The sequence below is a fragment of the Streptosporangium heterodermiicola genome (assembly GCF_051390675.1).
GTDB lineage: Bacteria > Actinomycetota > Actinomycetes > Streptosporangiales > Streptosporangiaceae > Streptosporangium.
In genome coordinates, this window is the sequence record NZ_JBPJSR010000030.1 from 1 (window position 1) to 22052 (window position 22052).

Genomic DNA, 22052 nt, shown 5'->3' on the forward strand with positions numbered 1-22052 from the left:
GCGAGTCGAGTACACCCTCACCGAGCCGGGCCAGGCCCTGCGCGCGACGGTCGATCTCATCTGCGGCTGGACCCACCACTACTTCGGCCACGTCGAGACCGCCCGCCGGCGCTTCGACGCCTGACAGCGCGGGCAGGTCGCCCCGCGCGAACGGCGGTGCGCCCGAGATCGCGGGCGGTCCAGGACGCATGATCGCCGGCCGCCGGACATCACCTCAAGGTGACCCGTCGTGCCCTGGCGAGGTTGGTGATCAGTTCGTCGCGGGTTTGATGCTGGAGTGCGTCCCAGGCGGGTTGGCCCGGAGCGCTGCGCCACGCTTCGCGCAGCGGGCTGTTGTCGACCGTGTCGAACCCGAACCGGTCATACAGTCGCGTCACGAGTTCCACGGCCTCGGGGAAGTCGCTGGAGACCGGCAGCGCCAGACGGCCGCGGGTGCCCGCCGCTGTGCCCGCGGTGGTGATGCGGGGAGCTTGGATGTGGGTGAAGGCCTGAACGACCTTGGATCGCCGGAGGTGTTCCTGGCGGAGCTCGTAGACCGTCTTCTCACCCGAGTCGATGACCGGGATGTGGCCGTCGCGCCAGATCATGTAGTTGTTCGTGTCGAGCACGATCTTGCCTGCCAGTTCCTCGGCGGGCATGTCGTTGACCACCTTGAGAGGGACGGCCACGACGGCGAACTCGCCGGCGGCCGCGGCGCCCGCGGCGGTCGCGGCACGCGCGGACGGGCCGAGTTCGCCGATGAGGTCTTTCAGGGTCTCGGGTCCTCGTGAGTTGGCGATGACGACGTGGTGGCCGTGCGCGATCGCCACGCGTGCGATCTGGCTGCCGACCTCACCCGCGCCGATGATGCCGATCACTGTCATGGGTTCGCTGCCTCAATCCGTGTTGGGTGGAAGCCGGGTGGGGGTACCGCGGGTCAGAGCCGGTTCAGGCCGCCGTCGGCGTAGAGACTTCTTCGGTGACGAAGCCGCTCTGCTCAGAGGCGAGGCTCGGAGGCGAGGAAAGGCGCGCGGGCGGCGTTCTCCTCCGGACGTCCGAGCCTGCCCGGCGGTACACGCGCGGCCGGCTGCCGAGTGAAGGGCGTCTTCGTTGAGATGAACACGTACGTGTCCTCGGCCGGCCGCCGTACGGCACCGGCCGGGCCGATGCCGGCGTCACCTCCGGTGGCCAGAGCGGTCCTGCCCTCAAGCGGTCCCACGTGAAGCACCCCCCTCTATTTCTGCAGCGATCGATACAGAAATAGAGGGTACCATGTTCTGCATCGATCGCTGCAGAAGGGTTGGGCTGCGGGGGTGGAGACCAGACGGCGCCGCCCGACCGGCCGACTGCGGGGAGCTGTGGGCGACCACGCTCTTCTCCACCGCGGCGGCCAGGCCATGCCACAGATGCCACCGGTCGCTGACCTGCACCGCATCCGGTGCGCCCTGGCGGATGGCTTCGGCATAGGCGGCCGAGCCGTCACGGCACACGACCTAGGCGCCGGGATGCTCACGCAACCATGCGATCAATGTGGCGGCCTTGCGATCGGGCAGCACATCGATGCGGCGGTGAGTGACCGCGTCGATGAGCAAGGTCGCGTAACGGTTGCCGCGCCGCAACGCGAAGTCGTCCACGCTCAGCACCGCGGGCACCGGCCCGGCTGGGGCGGGAACGCTCATCAACAAGCGCAGCACGGTGGTCCGCGAGACCTTCACCGCCAGCCGGGACAGCACAGCCGCCCCGGCGCGACCGGCCAGCACTACCGCCAGGTCCACAATCAGCGCGGCCAGCCCCACGGTGCGGCGAGCATAACGGGCTGCCACCTGCGGGACCTGCTCGCGGAACGTCTGCCGCACGCAGCCGCGGGCCTCGCACACCAGTCGGCGTACGCGCAGGTCGACGACCACCGTGCGGCTACCGACCGGCACATCCGCCAGACGCCGGGTGTGGTAGGCGTGCACTCGACGGGTCAAGATCCCACACGCAGGGCACGGTGTCACCACTGATCGTGTCCGGGCTTGCACCCGCACAACCTGCTGTTCCGCGGTGACCTGATCGAGGACCACATCGGCTAACTGCGGGAACAGCACTCTCAAGATCTTCGAAGCACACCAAGATCACCCTGCCAGCCCACACGCTCTGTCACCACCGCATTCGTGCCAGAGCCGACAGCGGATCCTGCTCTCCTAGCAACGCTCCGCCACCACCGCATTCGTGCCAGAGCCGAAAACCGTACAGTCCCGAGAGCCAGGGCGGACCTCACCCCGGGAAGGGGTGAGGTCCGGGTGGTCCGATGTCAGCCGCTGATGCGGACGACGCCGATCACGATCGATTCCAAGCCGGTGCGCTGGTTGTCATAGATCAGCTCGCCGTTTTCGCGCCACACCTTCAGCCGGAGCCGGTCGGCGCGGTCCAACGGCTTGCCGGAGTCGACGGCCGTGACCTCGAAGGTGACCTTCGTGACGGTGTTGACGCGTCCGGTTCCTCGCAGGATCGCTCCGCCGTCGGCGGCGGCGAGCACCGTGTAGGAGGTGTCGCGCAGCGAGAATCCGGGGGCGTCGTAGGTCAGTACCCCGGTGGGCGCACCGGTCCTGCGCAGGTAGCGGGCGACCAGGGTGAAGGCCGCCATGCCCGCCTTGGCGCAGCCGGTGTTCAGCTGGCAGGACCCGGCGGGTGAAGGCGTCAGCCCGGCGCCGACCACCGAGGTGGCCGGGTCGTAGACGATTATGGAGGCTTTCTGGTCGCCGATGGTGTCGGTGGTGGTGGCGGTGGTGTCGTCGTCGGTCACGGTGACTGAGATGGGGTAGCGGCCGGCTTTGGTGAATACGTGTGAGCGGGTGGCTGTGCCGTGGCCGTTGTGTTCGGTCAGTGTCGCGGGTAGTTGTTGTCCGTTGACGGTCCAGGTGGCGGTGTGGGTGTCGGCGGTTCCGGGGTCGGTGAAGGAGGCTTTCAGGGTGATCGGGGTGTCGATGGAGACGATCGTGTCGAGGGGGGGGTCGGTGAGTGAGACCTGGGGGGCGGCGTTGGTGATGGTCAGGGGCAGTGTGGTGGTGGCGGTGGCGCCCTTGTCGTCGGTGACCGTCACGGTGATGGTGCGCTCACCGTTGTCGGTGGCCGTGTGTTTGAGGTCTAGTTTCTTGCCGTCGAGGGGGAGCGGCACGGGTCCGGAGCCGTCGCCGTAGTCGGCGCTGGCGTTCCAGGTGGTGGAGTCGGGGTCGGTGAAGGAGGCGGTGGCCTGCCAGGTGGTTCCCTCGGTGATGTGGTCGGGTCCGGTGAGTTTCACCGTGGGCGCTTGGTTCGGGGTTGGGGTGGTGGTGATGGTGGTGGTGAATGTGGCGGAGGTTTGCAGGCCGCCGTCGTCGCGGACGGTCACGATGACGGGGTAGGTTCCCGCGTTTGTCCAGCGGTGTTGCAGGGTGATCTGCCGGTTGGTCACGGTCACCGGTGCCGGTCCGGAGCCGTCGCCGTAGTCGGCGCTGGCGTTCCAGGTGGTGGAGTCGGGGTCGGTGAAGGAGATGGTGCGCTGGAGGTTTTCTCCGATGCTCAGCTCGATGTCGGCTCCCACGCTCAGCGTGGGTGCGGTGTTGGGGGTGGGCTCTTCGATGACGTAGTCGATGTATCGTTCTGCGGTGTCGCCTTTGCTGTCGGTCACCAGGACCGCGAGGACTCCTTCGCGGGCTTCGGTGAAGATCTTGCTGGCGGTGACGATGCCGCCGCCTTCGTGCTGGGTCACCTCGGCTGGGACCGGTGGTTCGCTCCATTCCACTTGCGCGGTGTGGGTGTCGGCGCGGTCGGCGTCGGTGAAGTGGATCCGTAAGGAGAGCGGTTGTCCCACTGTGGCGCGCAGGGGCGCTGTGGGTTCTTCCAGGACGGGTCGCGCGTTGGCCTGGGAGCCGTGGCCGGTCAGGGTCACGGTGTGGGCGGGCCCGGTGCCGTCGGTGGTGAAGGTTAGTTTCCCGTTCGCCTCACCCACCCGGGTGGGGACGAACCGTGCGGAAACGACGCACGTGGCGTTCGGAGCGAGTTTCACCGGGCAGTTGTTGGTCTGCTCGAATGGTCCTTCGGTCTGGATCACCGTGATGGGCATGTCCTTGTTTCCGCGGTTGGTCAGGGTCACCTTGCCCTCGTAGCTGCTCGCGCCGACTCGTACGGGGTCGGGCCAGTTGATTGCGGTGGTGCTCAGTGCGTGACGGACCGTCGCGGTGATCTCCGCCGTGTTGTCGGCGGGCTCGGGGTCGGCCACCTCGAAGCTGGAGACAACGGCCCGCGAGATGAGTTCGGTGCCCTCGGCGGTGGCCGCCGGGATGGTGGCGTTCACCTCGACGGTGGCCGTCGCCCCCGAGGGCAGCGAGCCGATCTTGACCTGGTCGCTGATTCCCAGCTCGACGCACATACCACGTGAGGTCTCACACGTCGTCGGCCCGGCGGCCTGGGGGACGTTCACGTCGATCAGGACGCCGATCGCGGTGTCCGGGCCGTGATTGGTGACGGTGCTCGTCCAGGTGACGGTCGAGCCCGGTCCGGGCTCGACCGCGGAGACCGTGTGGGTGAGTTCGAGATCGGCCCGTGCGGTGGAGGGAGTGAGGAGGAACGAGCGCTCCCGCTCCTCGTACCCTTCGTTACCGTGGTCACGGATGACACCCTTGGCCAGGATCTGGCCGGAGGAGTTGACGTCGAGCAGCGCGCTCAGGTCCATACACGGCCTGCCCGCGCCCGGCTTGGCCTTGCAGGACGGCAGGGGAAGCAGGTCCCGCAGGTCGTAGCGGTGGCCGTCCAGCCACAGCGTCGGCGTGGTGAGGCTGGGCGCGCCACTGAAGCCACCCACCAGGCCGTAGTTGTTGACGACGATCGCCTGGCCCTCACCCAGGTCGGTGCGACGGCCGTCCTTCCAGGTGTAGGCGTGGTGGGTGACCTCACTGCCGGTGTTGCACAGTCCCTCGCCGACCACCAGGCCGGTGGCATTCACGTCGTGGGCGAGGCCGCCGTCGAGCCGGCAGGCCGGGATCACCAGCGGCGTTGTCACCCCGTCGCGGTAGACGGCCGGGTGCCAGCCGGTGGGTGTACCCAAGGCGTCCCAGTTCGTCACGTGGGCACCGGCGACGATGCCCGCGTCGTTGATCTGACCGGTCGTGTCGGCCGTGCCCAGCGAGAACTGTGGCGTGTCGGGCAGCCGCCTGGCGCTTCCCTGGTCCCACATCACGTACTTGTCGTTCGTCACGCCGAACACCTGACCGCTGTCGTTCAGGTCCACGGCGCTGCCGGTGGATTCCGGCTGTAGTTGCGTGAGCGCCTCTCCGCGGTAGACCAGGGCGCGCGACGTGAGGTTGCCGTCCACCTTCCGGTACGCCCAGCCGGAGACGTCGCCGGCCTCGTTGATGCCCGTGGCCCCCGCCTCGCAGCGAGTGGTCTTGCCGCTCCCGTCGGTTTCGGTGCATTCCAGGCCGCCCAGGTCGGTGAACGCGCCGTCCTGCCAGCGTACGGCCCGGAGCTTCTGGTCCTTGTCCTTGGCGGTGGCGGCGACCTGACCGCGATCGTTGAGCGCGACCGCCTGTGTCGCCGACGCGAGACCGCCGGGCAGCCCGCCGATCTCGGTCACCGTGTAAGAGCCGAAACGCGCCACCACCGTGTGAGCGCGGTTCATGATGAGCCTCAGCGCACCGGCGGGCCGTTCCTCACCGTCAAGGGTCCATCCGAGCGGGATACGACCTGCGTCGGCGTCGGCGGTCACCGTCACCTCGGCCCCGGCCCGATAGGTGTCCTGCGCGGGTGACGCGCTCACCGAGCCGCCCGGCCGGGCCGAGAGGGTCAGCGCGTACTCGCGGGTGTCGATCTGCTTGATCTGGACGGTTTCACGGGCGGTCCGTGTTCCCTTGGGGGTGTCGGCCCTGACCGCGATGCCGTAGGCGCCGTCGGCCAGCGGGTCGCTCACGGCGCCGTACACGCCGTCACCGTCACCGCCGTCACCGCTGTTCCCGTCGTCTCGGAGGGTCAGTTCGTGGTGGGTGGCGTCCTGCGCGGTCAGCACGGCCCGCACGGCCGCCCCGGTGACCGGCTGCCCGGCGTCGGTGACGACGGCCTTCACCTGGGTGCGGCCGTCCTGCGACGACTGGCCGGCCGTGGCCGTCACCGTCACCGGGTTACCGGCCACCCAGGCGGCCAGGGCGGCCTCGACCGTCTCCGTGCCGGAGTTGGTGATCTCCAGTTTCCACCGGCCCGTCAGGGGCTTGGAAACGCTCAGCCCCTGGATGGGCTGCTTGGCACCGTCGCTGCCGGCGGCGTACTGCGCCGCCACCCGCCCGGCCGGGTCGCGCAGCGCCAGTCCCACCGTCGGCGGGAGTACCCCGGTGACGCCGAACCCCGTACCCGGGGGAACGTCCAGCGGTACTGTCGCCGTCTTGCCCGCCTCCACCGAGGCTGAGGGCGCGGCGAATGCCGAGACCGCGCCGGCGGCACCGGCGGCGCTGTCGTCCGCTGCGGCCTTGGCATCGGAGCTCTCGCCGGACCGCGCCGTCGCGGCCTTTCCGCCGGGCTCCGCCGCCGCGCCTTTGGCCAGCGGCTCCACACCGCCCGGGTTGCCGGTATTGACCAGCACTGACGCCAGCCGTGGATAGGCATAGGAAAGGAAGTCGCCCTGCGATTCGGTCATGTCCGTGTGAAGGGTGCGGGTGTAAGGGATGTCGGTGTAGGTGAACTGCGCGCTCGACTCGGGAACGATCGAGTCGCCGTCCTCCTCGACGATGCCGTCCTCGAACGTGAAGCAGGGCACGCCATTGCCCACGCCCACGAGGTTGGAGACCGTCACGCCCTTGAGGTCGGTGACCGCCGGGTTGAAGACCTCACGCATGTACGGGACGCTCAGCTGCAGCGTGGCCGGCCACAGGGGAACGGGAAGGCCTTGCAGTGCCGACAGGTCCATGAGCATGTCCGCGCAGGGAGATCCCCTGTTGGGGGTGCCCATCTGCATCATCCGGCTCACTACCGGTTTGCCGTCCGGTGAGTCCGGCATCTCCGAATGGACGTACTGCCGGGTGATCAGCCCACCCATGGAGTGGGCGATGACGTCGACGTGGAACGCGCCCGTCTTCCTGCGCACACCCTCGATGTAGAGGGCCTCCTGCTCGGCGTTCTCCTTGATGCTCAGGGTGGCGGCGAGCGGGTTCGACAGGCTGCCGGTGCTGAGTGTGCCCGGTACCTGGCCGTCGCCGACCGCGTACCCCTTCAAGGTGCCGGTCCTCGTGCTGAGAAAGGATTTGTACTCGTCCCATGCCTGCTGGTCGCTCTTGTAGCCGTGCACCAGCACCACGGGTTTCGGCCGCATGCTCAAGCGGTGCCCGGCGCTGTGCCGGGTGACGCCGCCGACGACGATCTCCGCCTTCACGGTGCGGACGTCCGCCGGAAGACCGGCCTTTTCCCAGAAGGCACCCGTGGTGTCCCAGACGACCTGCTCCTTGACCGTCTCGTGCGGAGGGAGAGTCACATCGATCTTCCCGCCGGGTATCGGGGTGCGCTTACCGGAAGAGGCCTCATAGCTCAGCCGAAGCTCAGCGGCGATGGGACGGTCGGCAGGATTGGACATCGAGACGGAGGCGCGGACCGGGTTGCCGTCGGTCACGCCCTCGGATGGCGGGGCGTCCCAGTCATCGGAGGGGTAGGTCTTCGTCTCGACGGTCATCGAAGAGATGGCGGGGTTGAGGGATCCCAGATCGAGCACGTAGGCACGCCATTGATTTCCCTGCTCCTGACCACTCACATATGCTATACCGGCGATCTGGCCGGACTCGTTGACGTCCCAGGCCATTTGAAGATCCCAGTTTGTGTATTCCGCAGGCTTCAAATCGTTCAGATAGGTTCCGACGCCGTCCAGGTAAACGGCGGCCTTGTCCCAATAGCTTTTACGGACCGGATCACGCCAGCTCATCACTCCAATGGCGACGCCCGCGTTGTTGATCGCTCGCACCTGGCCGCCGTAAGGGGTCGTCATCGGCCGGGGCGTGCCACCCGGCTCCCAGACAAGGGGGGTGTAACCGCCGCCCTCGTCCACCCCGTAGCCGGCCGCCTGTCCCTTGTCGTTGACGTCGTAGGCATAGGTCCTGTCACCTTTGTACTGCAGGCGGTCCCGGTTGACATCGAGGATCTCGCCGGGGCGCGTGCGAAAGGCGCGAAGGACCCTGTCATCCGGATCAGGGCTCATATCGGCGGTCCCCGCGGCCGAACCGGATTCGTTCAGCGAGTTGATCGCTATTTCCTGGTCTTTGAACGCCGAAATCCTCAGCAGGGAACCGTCGGGGTCGCGTACCCAGTCTCCGCCCGCCGTCTGCCCCTTGTTGTTGATAGTCCTGCCCGTGGGCAGGGGAAACACGTTCGTCGGGCGGCCGCCTTCGCTTTCCTTCCAGAGAAAGGACCACTCGTCGCCCAGGTCTTGCTTCTCGAAGTGGCCGACGACCTCGCCATTGTCATTGACCGCGTCCGCCCAGCTGAAGTTGGCGTCGGAGGGGTGAAGGCTGACGGTCGATCCGCCGGAGAACAGGGCGGCGCCGTGGCTGCTTCCGGCGACCTGACCTTTCTCGTTGATGCCCACCTTGGAGAGGGTGTCCGCGCGTCCGAGATCGGTGAGCGTGACCTGGCCCGTTTCGTCTTTCGGGGGCGGTGCCGGCGTGGGGGCGGCGATCGCGGACGAGGGGAGGACCAGGGAGGTGACCACCGCGACGAGCACGGGAAGTGCTGTCCGCCGTGCAAGGGCGCGGCTGAGTGACCAGGTCAAGGAGATTCTCCGAAGTTGAGGCCGTGCACCGGACACGGCGCCGGAATACCGGACGGCACTTGGTCCCGAGGCCGGACGGACCGCGACTGTCGCCGTGGGGGCGACCTCGCCCCGACCTTGCTGAAACTTGTCCCGGAACGAAGCAACTGCCGTCGTATAGTGGCTAATGTCGCTTGTGGGTCACTTGGGATTACTTGTCACATTTTGCGGGAGATGACGCCGGGGTCGCAGGGGTGCCACGGATGAGCGAACGCCCGGCGTGCCGCCACGGAACCGGCGGAACTCGCCGCCCTTGCGGCCTTCGCGCCCGCCTGAGGCCGGGGACGAAGGCGGCCCTCCCCGGCACCCCATGCCGGACTCACCCGCGGCCGACAGGCCGGAAGCCTGGATGATCTCCCGGGGAGGGAGGGGCGCGGGATCCCGAACGCGACGCCGCATTTTCCCTCATTGACAAGCCGACTTGGCCCGGCCTTGAATCAGCTTGGCAAGGATGCGTGCTGTAGGATATCGCGTGCCTATTGGCGGCTTTAGGAAAATTCATTCCGAAAGTATCACCAGTGGCATTCATCCTATGTGCGTTGAGTCTTCTGCCGCAGCGACGCGCACGTCGTGCGGACCATGGGTGGTGGAGTGGAGTTTCGGGTTCTCGGCTCCGTCGAGGGTTACGACGACGGAGTCCGGCTCGCGCTCGGTGGCCCGCGCCCGCGCAAGGTGCTGGCCCGGTTGCTGCTCGCGGGCGGGGCGGTCGTCTCGGCGGACACGCTGATCGACGATCTGTACGGCGGAGCGCCCCCGGCCAGCGCCCTGGCCAGCCTGCAGTCGTACGTGTCGAACCTGCGCCGGATCATCGAGCCCGGCCGCGGTCCCCGTACCTCTCCCCGGCTGCTCCTGGGACAGTCGTCCGGCTACCTGCTCGCCACCACCGACGTCGACGCGGTGCGGTTCACCGAGCTGGTCACCGGCGGGGAATTCCGCCCGCCCGCCGAGGCGCTCGCCTCCTTCGACCGGGCGCTACGGCTCTGGCGCGGCCTGCCCTACGGCGAGTTCGCGGACGAGCCGTGGGCGGTCACGGAGGTCAACCGCCTGCACGGGCTGCGGCTGATCGCGGTCGAGCGTCGCTCCCAGGCACTCCTGGACCTCGGCCGCCCGCAGACGGTGGTCTCCGACCTGGAGGGCGAGGCGCTCGCGCACCCCCTGCGCGAGCGCCTGTGGTATCTGCTCGCCCTGGCCCTGTACCGCACCGGGCGCCAGGCCGACGCGCTGGCCACATTGCGCCGGGCCAGGAGCCTGCTCACCGAGCAACTCGGCCTCGGTCCCGGCCTCGATCTGAGGGAGCTGGAGCAGGACATCCTCCGGCACGCCGAACCGCTCGCACCCCCCGCCGCGCTCACCGTCGCCGCACCGCCGCCCCCTGCCCCGCCAGGAGGTCTGCTCGGCAGGGAGCGGCAGCTCTCGGAGCTGGGAGCGCTGCCGGCACGCGGCGGCGTGACCGTCGCCGCGGTGAGCGGTGAGCCGGGCATCGGCAAGACCCGGCTGCTGGAGGCGTTCGGCGACCACTGCGCCGACCTCGGCCACCTCGTGCTCTGGGGCCGCTGCCACGACAGCGAGGGAGCGCCCGCCCTGTGGCCGTGGCCGCAGGTGTTCACCGCGCTGGAGCGGCACTGCCCTCCCCCCGACCGGCTCGCCCTGACCGGGCTTCTCGACGACGAGACGCCCGGCGGTTCCGGCGGTGCGACACCGCTGCGCCGCCACCAGGCCATCGCCCGGTGGCTGGCCACGGCCGCGCTCGCCCAGCCCCTCGTCATCATCCTCGACGACCTGCACCGGGCGGACCCGGCGTCGCTCGAACTGCTGCGCGACCTGATCGCGCTCATCGGCGGCCTGCCGGAGACCGTCACGCTCACGCTGGTCACCGCCTTCCGCGACACGGCGAGCACTAGGGGGACGTTCGGCGGCAACGCGTCCGGCCTCTCCGTCGAGGACCTGCTGGGCAAGCTCACCGGCTACGACCCGCTCCGGCTCCGGCTCGCCGGTCTGGACGACGACGCCGTGCGCGCCATCGCGGCGGACATGGGCGCCGAGCTGGACAGGCGCGCGGCCCGCCGGCTGACCGAACGCACCGGCGGCAACCCCTTCTTCGTCCGCGAGACCGTCCGCCTGCTCGCCGAAGGCCGGACGCTCGACGACCTGCCCGACGCCGTCGCCGACCTGATCGGCCGGCGCATCACCGCCCTGGCGGCGCGAGCGGGCGAGGTCCTCGGGGTCGCCGCGGTGATCGGCGGGGACTTCGACCCCGCCGTCGTCGCCGAGGTCTGCCGGGCGGAGGTGTACGAGGTGTACGACCTGCTGGACCAGGCCGCGCGGGCCGGGCTCGTCGCCGCCCGCGCCGGGCGGATGGTCTTCGTCCACGACCTCGTCCGCGAGACCCTGATCCAGAACATCCCCCCTATGCGCAGGGCCGTCATCCACCGCGACGTCATGACCACCCTGTCCACCCGCCCGAACGTCAACGTCGCCCTCATCGCCCACCACGCCGTCGAGGCGGGCCCCACCGCCTACGCGGAGGCGGTCCGCTGGGCCCGCGCCGCGGCCGAACAGGCCGCTTCCCGCCAGGCCTACCGGGAAGCTGCCATGTGGTGGGGCCGGGCGATCGACGCGCACGGCGACTCGGTGGGCGATCTCGCCGGCCACGTCGAACTCCTGCTGCTGCACGCCCACGCCCTGACCGAGACCGGAGACCCGATCGGCGCGCGGCGGGTCAGGGCGAAGGCCGTGCGCGCCGCGGACCGCGCCGGGGCGGGCCCCGAGCTGACGGCCCGGGCGCTCACGGCACTCGACGCCCCCGCGATCTGGCCTTTCCGCGATCCGTACGAGGTGGTGGAACGTCAGCTCGTCCACCGCTTCGACGCCACGCTGCGCGCGCTTCCCGCAACGGACGGCCCCGAGCGGGCCCGCCTGCTGGGCGGCCTGGCTCAGGAGCTCTGCGAGGGCACCGACGACCCGCGCCGCCGTTCCCTTTCCGCCGAGGCCGTCGAGATGGCCCGCCGCCTGCGCGATCCCCACCTGCTGATGCGGACGCTCAACGCCCGGCATCTGGCGCTGCCCCAGCCCCTGTGCGTCCCCGAGCTCCTCGAGATCACCGACGAGCTGGACGAGCTGGCGACACGCATGCGGGAACCGGGGTTCATGCTGCTCGCCCAGATGATGTACACGCATCTCAGGCTGGAGACGTTCGACCTCGCGGGCGCGGAACGGGCCGCCGCGCGGTGCGACGTCCTGCTGGAACGGCTGCCGCTGCCCTTGCCCCGGTTCCAGCACACCCTCTGGCGGGCCTGCCGCCTCGTCCTGAAACACCGGTTCGACGAGGCCGAGGCGTTGTACGAGGAGGCCGGGGGTCAGGCCGAGCGGATCGGCGTGTGGCACGCGAGCGGCATCGTGGCCATGGGCCGCCTCTCCCTGAACTACCAGCGCGGCACGATGGCGGAGACCGGGCCCCTCATCGACGCCATCGCCGGCGTCCACCCCTGCATGGACCACGACGCCCGCGTGCTGCGGCTGTGCGCGCGGGGCGACGTCGAGGAGGCCGGGAGGCTGGCGGGGAAGGGGAGGCGGCCCCCTCCCCGCGACGGGTCGTGGCTGAGCGCGACCTGTCTGCGGGCGGCGGCCCAGGCGGCGGCCGGATGCGTGTCCGCCTGCCAGGTGAGCTACTCCGCCCTGCTTCCTTACGGCGGCCGCCTCCCCACCCTCTCCGGAGTGATCTCCATGGGGCCCGTTGACTGGTTCCTCTCCCTGCTCGCCTCCGCGACGGGAGATCACGAGGCCGCCTCCCGGCACCTCACGACGCTCGCCCGGCAGGCGGGACAGAGCGGGCTCACGGCATGGCGCGACCGTGCCATGGCCGCCGCCGCGGCGCTGCCGCCCCCGCTCAGGAGCGCCACGCTCAGGGATGCTCGGAAGCGGTGGGGAAATCCCTGATGTGCGCGAGGACCACGCCCGCGAGATCACCAATCGAGCGGCCCTGCAGGAAGACCGCGGCCGGCAGGGTGACGTCGAGGTCGAGCGTGAGACGGTTGCGCAACTGGACCGACATCAGGGAATCGACGCCCAGACGATGCAGGCGCTGTGACGGATCGACCTTCTGCCGGGGCAGCTGGACGATGGCGGCGATGTGGGCGCACAGGTAGGAGGCGATGAGCTGCCTCGCGCTGTCGGCGTCGTGCGCGGCGAGCATGCCCCGCGTCAGCCGGGACCCGTCGTCGTCCCGGGCGGTGTCCTCCTTGGCGAGTTCGCGGAAGAGGGAGGAGGAGCGCAGGGAGGGGAAGTAGCGCGTCCACATGACGGGGTCGAAGGACATGACGCCCACCTGGGCCGGTGGGTCGGCGAGCAGGCGTTCAAGAGCCCCCAGGGCGTCTTCGGCGGTGAACCCGGCGAGGCCGCGCCCGTCGAGGCGGAGGTCCTTGGCGGCCTTGACGACCAGTCCCGTGTCGGCCCACTGCCCCCAGTTGACGGTAAGCGCGGGCAGGCCGTTCGCCCGCCGGTGCTGGGCCAGGCCGTCGAGATAGGCGTTGGCGGTGGAGTAGTTGCCCTGGGCCGCCGAACCGATCAGCGAGGCCGCGGAGGAGTAGAGGAGGAAGAAGTCCAGGGGCAGGGTGAGGGTGAGCTCGTGCAGGTTCCAGGACCCCTCGACCTTGGGGGGCATCGGGGTGAAGAAGCGGGTGCGGTCGAGCTGGGCCAGCGTACCGTCGTCGATGACGACGGCCGAGTTGACGACCCCGCGCAGGGGCGGCATGCGCCGGGCGATCTCCTCCAGGAGGCCGGCCAGCTCCGCGCGGGAGGTGATGTCCGCCGCGGCGAGGTGGAGCTGCGCGCCGGAGGCCCTCATCGCGGCGATCCGGTCCGCGGCCTCGGGCGGCGCGCCGGTCCGGCCCACGAGGACGAGATGACGCGCGCCGCGCCGGACGAGCCACTCGGCGGTGAACAGCCCCACCCCGCCGAAGCCGCCCGCGATCAGATAGGTCGCGTCGGAGTGGACGGCGAGCGGACGGGCGGCGGGGAGAGGCTGGTGCCGGAGCCGGGCGGCGTACCTGTGGCCCGTTCTGAGGGCGATCTCGGTCTCGGTCCCGTCGGACATGATCTCGGCGCGGAGCGCGTCGAGGACGGCCTGGCCGGGATCGGAGGGAAGGTCGGCCAGCGAGCAGCGCAGCTCGGGATGCTCGTAGGGGATCACGCGGCCGATTCCCCACACGGCCGTCCGCTCGGGGACGACATCCTCGGTCCCGTCCGGGGCCTGGGCCGCGGTGGTGACCAGCCAGAGGCGGGGGACGGACTGTCCGCCGTGGGTGACGAGGGCCCTGACCAGGCCCAGGACGTCGAAGCAGCCCTCCAGGTCTCCGGTCTTCCCACCGGAGACCTTCCCGCCCGGCAGGTGCACGACCGCCTTCGGCGGCCACAGCCCGATCTCCGCCTGTTCCTTGACGAACCTGTCCCAGTCGTCCTCCGACGCGGGATCCAGCCGGTAGTGGCCAGGACCGAGTTCCCGGTAGCCCTCACCCGGCTGGACCAGGACCGGTCGCCCCCTGTCCCCGGCGAGGGTGTCGCACAGCCGGGAGCCGAGCGGTGAGCCGGAGACGACCAGCCAGTTCGCCCGCTCCGCCGACGGGCGGGCGAGCGGTTCCAGCTCCGTCCACTCCACACCGTGCAGCAGCCGCCGCGCCTTCTGCTCGGCGATCTCGGGAAGGTCCCCGGCCAGTTTCCTGAGCCGGAAACCCTCGACGGTCGCGAGGTGGCGCCCCGTCTCGTCGCCGATCAGGACGTCGAACTCGACCAGATCGCCGTCAAGCGGCGCGGATGTCCGTACGGCGCGGGCCTGCAGGCGACGGCCCGCCTCCGGCTCGGCGTGCACGCGGCAGCGCGCGGTACGCACCGGCAGGTAGGTGTCCTGTGCGGCGCCGGTGGCGCCGAGCATGGTCATCACCGGCTGCAGGGCCGAGTCCAGCAGCGCCGGGTGGAAGACGTGGCGCTCCAGAGCAGCGGTGATGCTTTCGTGTACGGCGATCTCGGCGGTCACGGCCTCGCCTGTCCGGTGCAGGGCGACCACGCCCGCGAAGGGCCCGCTCTGCTCGATGCCCCGGCCCCGCAGCGCCGCGTAGTGCTCCTCGACGTCCATCGGCTCGGAGGAGGGGGGAAGGCCGGGCAGGTACGCCACACCGTCCGGCGTACCTGAAAGAACCGGGCACACCCGCGCGGTCGCGACGCGCGTCCACTCGGCGGAAGCGCCGGAGACCTCGCCGTCGGCGGTGAAGCACGCCCAGCGGCGGCCTCCGTCTTCCGCGGGCGCCTCCAGCCGCACCTGCAGGCGCCGGGGGGCCTCGGAGGTGAGGAACAACGCCCGTTCGAGCAGGAGGCCCTCCACCTGGAAGGGAGCTCCGGCGAACGCCTCCCGGCCCGAGGCGAGGGCGAGTTCGTGGTAGGCCGTGCCGGAGAGCATCGGCATCCCGTGCACGCGGTGGTCGCCGAGGTAGGGCAGCCGGTCGAGATCGAGGTCGGTGTCCCACACCAGGTGGTCGTCGGGCGCCAGGCGCAGGGCCGTGCCGATGATCGGGTGGCCGGTGCCGTCGTGCCCGGCCCGACCCCGCCTGGTGTCCGCCTTGCGGTGGTGCTTCCAGTACCGCTCGTGCTGCCAGGGATAGGACGGCAGGGCGACGTGGTGCGGCCCGTAGGGTTGTACGAGGGAGAAGTCCACGTCGCGGCCGGTGACGTACAGTTCGGCCACCGCGTCGGCGAAGGCGGCGCGGCCGGGCGCCTCACGGGTGAGCGCGGTGACCACGACCCCGTCCCGGCCGGTGTGGCGCAGGTTCTCCCGCACCGGGCGGGCCAGCAGCGGGTTGGGGCTGAACTCGACGAAGGTGTCGAACCCCTCCGTCGCCAGATACTGGACCGCGTCGGCGAACAGGACGGGCATGCGCAGGTTGTCCACCCAGTACGCCGCGTCCATGTCCTCACCGGACAGGAGTCGGCCGGTGACGGTGGAGCACAGCGGGACCTCGCCCTCCCGCGGGCGCAGGGGCGCGAGGAGGTCCAGCAGCGGCTCGCGCAGCGGGTCCATCTGCGGGCTGTGCGAGGCGACGTCCACCCGCACCAGCCTGCCGAAGACCCCCTGCGCCTCCAGGTCGCGCAGGAGGACGTCCACCACCTCCGGATCACCCGCGAGCACGCACGAGGTGGGGGCGTTGCTCACCCCCACGACGACCCGGCCGCCGTAGGCCGCCACCAGCTCCTCGGCCCGTTCGGCCGCAAGCTCGACCACCGCCATCGCGCCCCGGCCGCTGACCGTCCGGATCAACCGGCTGCGGCCGCAGATGATCCGCGCGGCGTCGTCGAGGTCGAGCACCCCGGCCACGTGGGTGGCGGCCACCTCTCCCATGGAGTGCCCGATCACCGCGTCGGGTTCGAACCCCCGGGAGCGCCACAGACGCGCGAGCGCCACCTGCACCGCGAAGATCACCGGCTGTACGACGTCGATCTCGGCGAGCCGGGAGGTCTCCGCGCCCGCGGTGAGCTCGGCGGTCAGCGACCAGCCGACATAGGGGCGCATGGCCTCCTCGCACTCGGCGATCGCCTTCGCGAAGACCGGTTCCCCTTCGAGCAGGTCGCGGCCCATCCCGGCCCACTGCGCCCCTTGGCCGGGAAACACCCAGGCGGTCTTGTGCCGCGTTTCGGGCCCGCCGGTGTCGCCGCTGCGCACGCCGTCCGGGTGGCCGTCCGCCGCGAAGGCGCCGAGCTTGGCGATGGCGTCCTGTGAGGTGTCGGCGACCACCGCCAGCCTCCAGTCATGGTGGCTGCGCCGCACACCCGCGGCGGCGCCCACCTGCGCCAGCGACGCCGGCCCGGTGCGCAGCAGGTCGCGGTAGCGCTCGGCGAGCGCGGTCAGCGCCGACGGGGTACGCGCGGAGATCGGCAGCAGCACCGGGCCTGCCGCGGCCTGCGCGAGCGGTCCGGCCTCCGCCGGGGAGGGCGGCTCCTCGACGACGATGTGGGCGTTGGTTCCGGTGATGCCGAAACTGCTCACCCCGGCCCTGCGCGGCCCGGCTCCCGCCGGCCAGGGCTGCCCCCGGTCGCAAACCCGCACCCGGATGTCGTCCCAGGGGATCGCGGGGTTGGGGGTGGTGAAGTTCAGGCTCGCCGGGAGCCAGCCGTGCTTGACGCACAGCACGGCCTTGATGAGGCCGGTGACGCCGGCCGCGCCCTCGGTGTGGCCGATGTTGGTCTTCACCGACCCCACCAGCAGGGGCCGGTCCACCGGCCGCCCCCGGCCGAGGACCTCGTCGAGCGCGGTGATCTCCACGGGGTCCCCGGCGCTCGTACCGGTCCCGTGCGCCTCGACGTAGGCGACGCTGGCCGGGTCCACCCCGGCGTCGCGGTAGGCGGCCACCAGCCCCGCCCGCTGCCCGGCGACCTGGGGGGCCATGAAGCCCTCCCCGTGCCCGTCGTTGCTGGCGGCTCCGCCGCGGATCACCGCGTGCACCCTGTCGCCGTCGGCGAGCGCCCGCGAGAGGGTCTTCAGCACCACGATCCCGGTGCCCTCGCTGCGCACGTAGCCGTTGGCGCGGGCGTCGAACGCCTTGCACTGGCCGTCCGGGGCCATCATCGACCCCTGGGAGAAGCCGACCGCGTGGTCGGGGTTGAGGACGACGTTCACGCCACCGGCGAAGGCGAGGTCGCACGAGCCGCCGCGCAGCGACTGCACCGCGAGCTGGATCGCGACCAGGGATGAGGAGCAGGCGGCGTCGAGGGCGACGCTCATCCCCGACAGGTTCAGGGCGTAGGAGATCCGGCCGGCGTTGCCACCTCGGGTGCTGCCCGTGACCGTGTGCACGTCCAGTTCGCCGACGACTCCGGCCTGGCGGTCCCAGTAGTCACTGGTGATGACGCCCATGAAGACTGCACCGGTCAGGCCGGGCATCCGTTCGAGGGCGAGACCGGCGTCCTCGAACGCCTCCCAGGCGACCTCCATCACCATGCGGTGCTGCGGGTCCATGGCGGCCGCCTCGCGCGGCGAGATGCCGAAGAAGCCGGAATCGAACTCGTCGATGCCCGAGACGAAACCGCCGTACCGGGACGACAGCTTCCCCGGCGTGCCGGGCAGGGGGTGGTAGACCTCCTCGACCGGGAACCGGTCCGCGGGAATCTCGGAGATCGTGTTGTCTCCGCAGCGCAGCAGTTCCCACAGTTCCTGCGGGGAACGGGCGCCGGGCAGCCGGCAGGCCATACCGACCACGGCGATCGGTTCGGACGCGGGCGGGTTTTCGCCGGTCGAAGTCATGCTGGGGTTTCCTTTTACAGATCTCTGCGCGGAAGGCGGGGATCACCTGTCGGCGTACGTGGAACACGACACGACCGCGGCGGAAACAAGACGGAAACAAACGAACGGAAGTGGTGGATCGGCCTTCCTGTCACCAGGAGGCGGGTTTTCCTCTCGATCCGTTCCGGGGTCGGTTATGACATTGCCCGTTGATATTTGTCGATGACTTGTGGTTTCTTGTCGCCTGCTTGAGGGCCCCTGATTCGCGCTGGAATGCCTGGTGCCGGGCCCGGCCCAGCGCACGATACTTTCCGCAGGTGGGGCGCCGACCCGGATGTTCCCGCGCCGGATCTCCCGGCCCTCGCTCCCGGATCGGCCGCGCGGGGCCCGGGAAAGCACGTGCGGCCGCGTTTATCGTCGGACCGCCGCCTCGACAAGTGATTCAAAGTGATTCAAGGGGCCACCAGTGCCACAAGTGCCCGGCCACTCGTCTCTCCACGGCCAGGTGGGGCGGTCATGGACCAGGTCGCTCACCGGCACCGAGAATCCCAAGCGTTAAGCAAGCGGGACTCATTATCTTCTCCGCCATGCAGAAAGACACATCGCACCGCGTCGGCGGACAGGCCCATCGGCGGCACGGATGAGGTTCCGGATTCTCGGCGCGATAGAGGCCCACGACGACGAGGGCGTTCCGGTGGACCTGCGCGGACCACGCCAGCGGGCCGTGCTGGCCCGGCTGCTGGTGGCGCGGGGGGCGGTGGTCCCCACCGACACGCTCATCGACGACCTGTACGACGGCTCTCCACCGGCCAGCGCGCTGTCGACGTTGCAGTCGTACGTGTCCAACCTGCGCAAGGTCATCGAGCCCGGGCGCACCCGGCGCGCCCCCGCGCGGTTGCTCGTCGGGCGGCCTCCCGGCTACCTGCTCGCCACCACCGACGTCGACGCGATCCTCTTCACGGATCTGGTCGACCAGTCGGAGTTCCAGCGGCCCGCCGAAAGGCTCACCCTGCTCAACAGGGCGCTGCGGCTGTGGCACGACACGCCCTACGGGGAGTTCTCCGAGGAGAAGTGGGCCGTCGCCGAGGTCGCCAGGCTCCGCGAGCTTCGCCTGGTCGCCGTCGAACGACGCGCCCAGGCGTTGCTGGACCTCGGCCGCCCCCGGCCGGTGATCGACGATCTGGAGACGGAGGTGCTCGCCCACCCGCTGCGCGAACGGCTGTGGTGCCTGCTGGCCCTGGCCCTGCATCGCACCGGCCACCGGGCCGGGGCACTGGCGGTGCTGCGGCACGCCGGGGACGTACTCATCGGCGAACTCGGCCTCATCCCCGGCCCCGAGCTACGGGCCCTGAAGGAGGACATCCTCCAGGAGGCCGGACCGCCGGAGCCCGCGCCCGCCGCCGGAGGGCACCCCTCCCGGGCGCCGTCCCCGCCGCGGCCGGCCGTACCCGGCAGGGAGCGGCAGTTCGCCGAGCTGAAATCCCTGCTCGCCGCGGGCGGTGTGACCCTCGCCGCCGTGAGCGGCGAGCCGGGCATCGGCAAGACCTTTCTGCTGGAGGCGCTTCGCGACGACTGCGCCGACCTCGGCCATCTCGTGCTGTGGGGGCGCTGCCACGACACCGAGGGGGTACCGCCCCTGTGGCCGTGGCTCCAGGTGCTCCGCGCGCTCGCCCTGCACTGCCCCCCGCCCGACCCGGGCGCCCTGGCGGGCCTCCTCGACGACGAGGAGCCCACCGGATCGACCGAGGGGGCGCTCCTGCGCCGGAACCAGGCCGTCGTCCAGTGGCTGGTCACGGCCGCCCGCGAGCAACCCCTGGTCATCGTCCTGGACGACCTGCACTGGGCCGATCCGGACTCGCTGGAGGTGCTGAGACGCGTGGTCACGCTCATCGACCGGGCGGGGGAGGGGGCCGCGCTGACGATCCTCATCGCGTTCCGTGACGCGGCGTTCCGCCCCGCGCCGTTTCACGAAGGCGCGCCCGGCGGCGACGACACTCGCGGCCTGCCGGTGAACGAACTGCTGGCCCATCTCGCCCGCTACGACCTGCGCCGCATCCGCCTGAACGGCCTTGGAACCGAGGAGGTGCGGGCCATCGCCGCCGCCATGGGAACCGAGGTGGACCCGCTCACCGCCCGGCGGCTGACCGAACGTGCCGGCGGCAACCCGTACTTCGTCCGCGAAAGCGTGCGCCTGCTGGCCGAGGGCCGCGCGCTGGACACCGTGCCCGACGCGGTCGCCGACGTGGTCGGCCAGCGGTTGAAGGCGCTCGGCCCGCGAACCGGCGAGGTCCTCGCGATCGCCGCCGTGATCGGCCGCGACTTCGACCCCGCCGTCGTCGCCGAAGTCGCCGGGAGCCAGATCTACGACCTGCTGGACCAGGCCGCCCAGGCCGGGCTGATCGTCTCCCAGGCCGGCCGGATGGCCTTCGCCCACGACCTGGTCCGCGAAACCCTCGTCCAGGACATCCCGCCCCTGCGCAGGTCCGCGATCCACCGTGACGTGATGGCCGCCCTGTCGTGCCGGCCCGGCACCGACGTAACCGTCATCGCCCACCACGCTGTCGAAGCCGGACCCGCCGCCTACGAGGAGGCCGTACGGTGGGCGCGAGCCGCCGCGGAACAGGCACGCCTGCGCCTGGCCTACGAGGAGGCGGCCATGTGGTGGACCCGGGCGGTCACCGCGCACAGCGCCTGCGCCGGCGCTCCGATCGACCACGCTGAACTCCTCCTGCGGCAGGTACGCGCCCTGCTCGAATCGGGCGACGCGATCGGTGCCCGCCAGGCCCGCGCCGAAGCCGTCCGCGCCACCGACCGCGCCGGGGCCGGCCCCGAACTGACCGCGCGGGCCCTCACGGTTTTCGACGCGCCCTCCGTCTGGACCCTGCGCAACCCCTACGAGGCGGTGGAACTCCAGCTCGTACACCGCTTCGAAACGGCGTTGCGCGAGCTGCCCGATGCCGACAGCCCAGAGCGGGCCCGGTTGCTGGGTGGGCTGGCCCAGGAGTTGTACGACGGAAGCGGCGACTCCCACGGCGACACCCTGTCGGCCGAGGCGATCGAGATGGCCCGCCGGCTGGGCGACCCGCACCTGCTGCTCAGGATGCTCAACGCGCGATACCTGTCGCTCGCCACCCTTCCGGTGAACGTCCCCCAGCTGCTGGAGATCGCCGGTGAGATGCTCGACGTGGCCGTGCGCGCCGGGGAACCCGGCTTCGAACTCCTCGCGCAGATGATCTTCAGTCACCACCGGCTGGAGATGTTCGACGTGCCCGGCGCCGACCGGGCCGCCGCCCGCTGCGACGCCATCCTGGAACGGCTCCCGCTGCCCTGGCCCCGCTTCCAGCACCTCATGTGGCGGGCCAACCGGCTCACCCTGGACGGCCTGTTCGACGAGGCGGAGACCCTCTACGACGAGGCCGGGCGCCAGGCGGCGAAGATCGGCATGTGGTACGCGGGCGGGGTGGTGACCACCGGGCGCCTCCTGCTGCACTACCAGCGGGGCACCCTGGCCGAGGCCGGGCCGCTCATCGACGCGATCGCCGGGATCCACTCCTCCACCGACCACGACCTGCGGGTCCTGCAACTGTGCGCGCAGGGCCGCGCCGAGGAGGCACGCGAGCTGGTGTCCGGCGGCTGGCCCCCCAGGGTGCCGGACTGGTCGTGGCTGACCATGACCTGCCTGCAGGGGGCGGCCCAGGCGGCCCTCGGCGACGTCACGGCCTGCCGGGCGAGTTACGCCGAGCTCCTGCCCCACAGCGGGTGGGTGGCGGTGGGCTCCGCCGTGGCCACGATCGGACCCGTCGACTGGTTCCTGGCCCGGCTCGCCTCGGCCGTGGGCGACCACGACGCCGCCTCGCTGCACCTCGCCACCCTGGCGCGGCTGGCGGACCGGAACGGGCTCACCCGGTGGCACGACCGCGCCACGGCCGAAGCCGCGGCACTGTCCGCGCGCCCGGACGGCCGTCCCTGAGGGAAGACCGCCCGGAGTCCCGAAGGTCGGCCATTTCATGA

General features: G+C 70.8%; 8 protein-coding genes. 3 read left to right on the top strand and 5 right to left on the bottom strand.

What is annotated here, in order from left to right; all coding sequences use genetic code 11:
* Positions 1 to 124: winged helix-turn-helix transcriptional regulator (locus tag ACSC1Q_RS38380; protein ID WP_436763699.1), on the top strand; the 124-nt coding region annotated here is incomplete at its 5' end.
* Between the two features lie 85 nt (positions 125 to 209).
* Here the strand turns inward: ACSC1Q_RS38380 and ACSC1Q_RS38385 are convergent.
* The 4 genes from ACSC1Q_RS38385 to ACSC1Q_RS38400 form a co-directional block, all read right to left on the bottom strand.
* Positions 210 to 863, bottom strand: a complete 654-nt coding sequence (locus ACSC1Q_RS38385; RefSeq protein ID WP_436763648.1) for an NADPH-dependent F420 reductase — start codon at positions 861 to 863, stop codon at positions 210 to 212.
* Positions 864 to 1184: 321 nt separating this feature from the next.
* Complete coding sequence (locus tag ACSC1Q_RS38390; RefSeq protein ID WP_436763649.1) at positions 1185 to 1469, bottom strand: hypothetical protein; 285 nt, start codon at positions 1467 to 1469, stop codon at positions 1185 to 1187.
* 3 nt (positions 1470 to 1472) lie between these two features.
* A complete protein-coding gene (locus ACSC1Q_RS38395; protein ID WP_436763650.1) occupies positions 1473 to 2069 on the bottom strand; it encodes a transposase family protein in 597 nt (198 codons plus the stop codon).
* 206 nt (positions 2070 to 2275) lie between these two features.
* On the bottom strand, positions 2276 to 8692 hold the full coding sequence (locus tag ACSC1Q_RS38400; protein ID WP_436763651.1) for a PKD domain-containing protein: 6417 nt from the start codon (positions 8690 to 8692) through the stop codon (positions 2276 to 2278).
* 678 nt (positions 8693 to 9370) lie between these two features.
* On the opposite strand from ACSC1Q_RS38400, the gene ACSC1Q_RS38405 reads away from it, so the two are divergent.
* The gene (locus tag ACSC1Q_RS38405; RefSeq protein ID WP_436763652.1) at positions 9371 to 12715 is read left to right on the top strand and encodes an ATP-binding protein; all 3345 of its coding nucleotides are present in this window, start codon (positions 9371 to 9373) and stop codon (positions 12713 to 12715) included.
* On the opposite strand, the gene ACSC1Q_RS38410 is transcribed toward ACSC1Q_RS38405, so the two are convergent.
* The gene (locus ACSC1Q_RS38410; protein ID WP_436763653.1) at positions 12681 to 18062 is read right to left on the bottom strand and encodes a type I polyketide synthase; all 5382 of its coding nucleotides are present in this window, start codon (positions 18060 to 18062) and stop codon (positions 12681 to 12683) included. The genes ACSC1Q_RS38405 and ACSC1Q_RS38410 overlap by 35 nt on opposite strands.
* A 619-nt stretch (positions 18063 to 18681) precedes the next feature.
* Here ACSC1Q_RS38410 and ACSC1Q_RS38415 point away from each other — a divergent pair.
* Positions 18682 to 22011: an ATP-binding protein gene (locus ACSC1Q_RS38415; RefSeq protein WP_436763654.1), complete on the top strand. Its 3330-nt coding sequence runs from the start codon at positions 18682 to 18684 to the stop codon at positions 22009 to 22011.
* Positions 22012 to 22052: the final 41 nt, after the last annotated feature.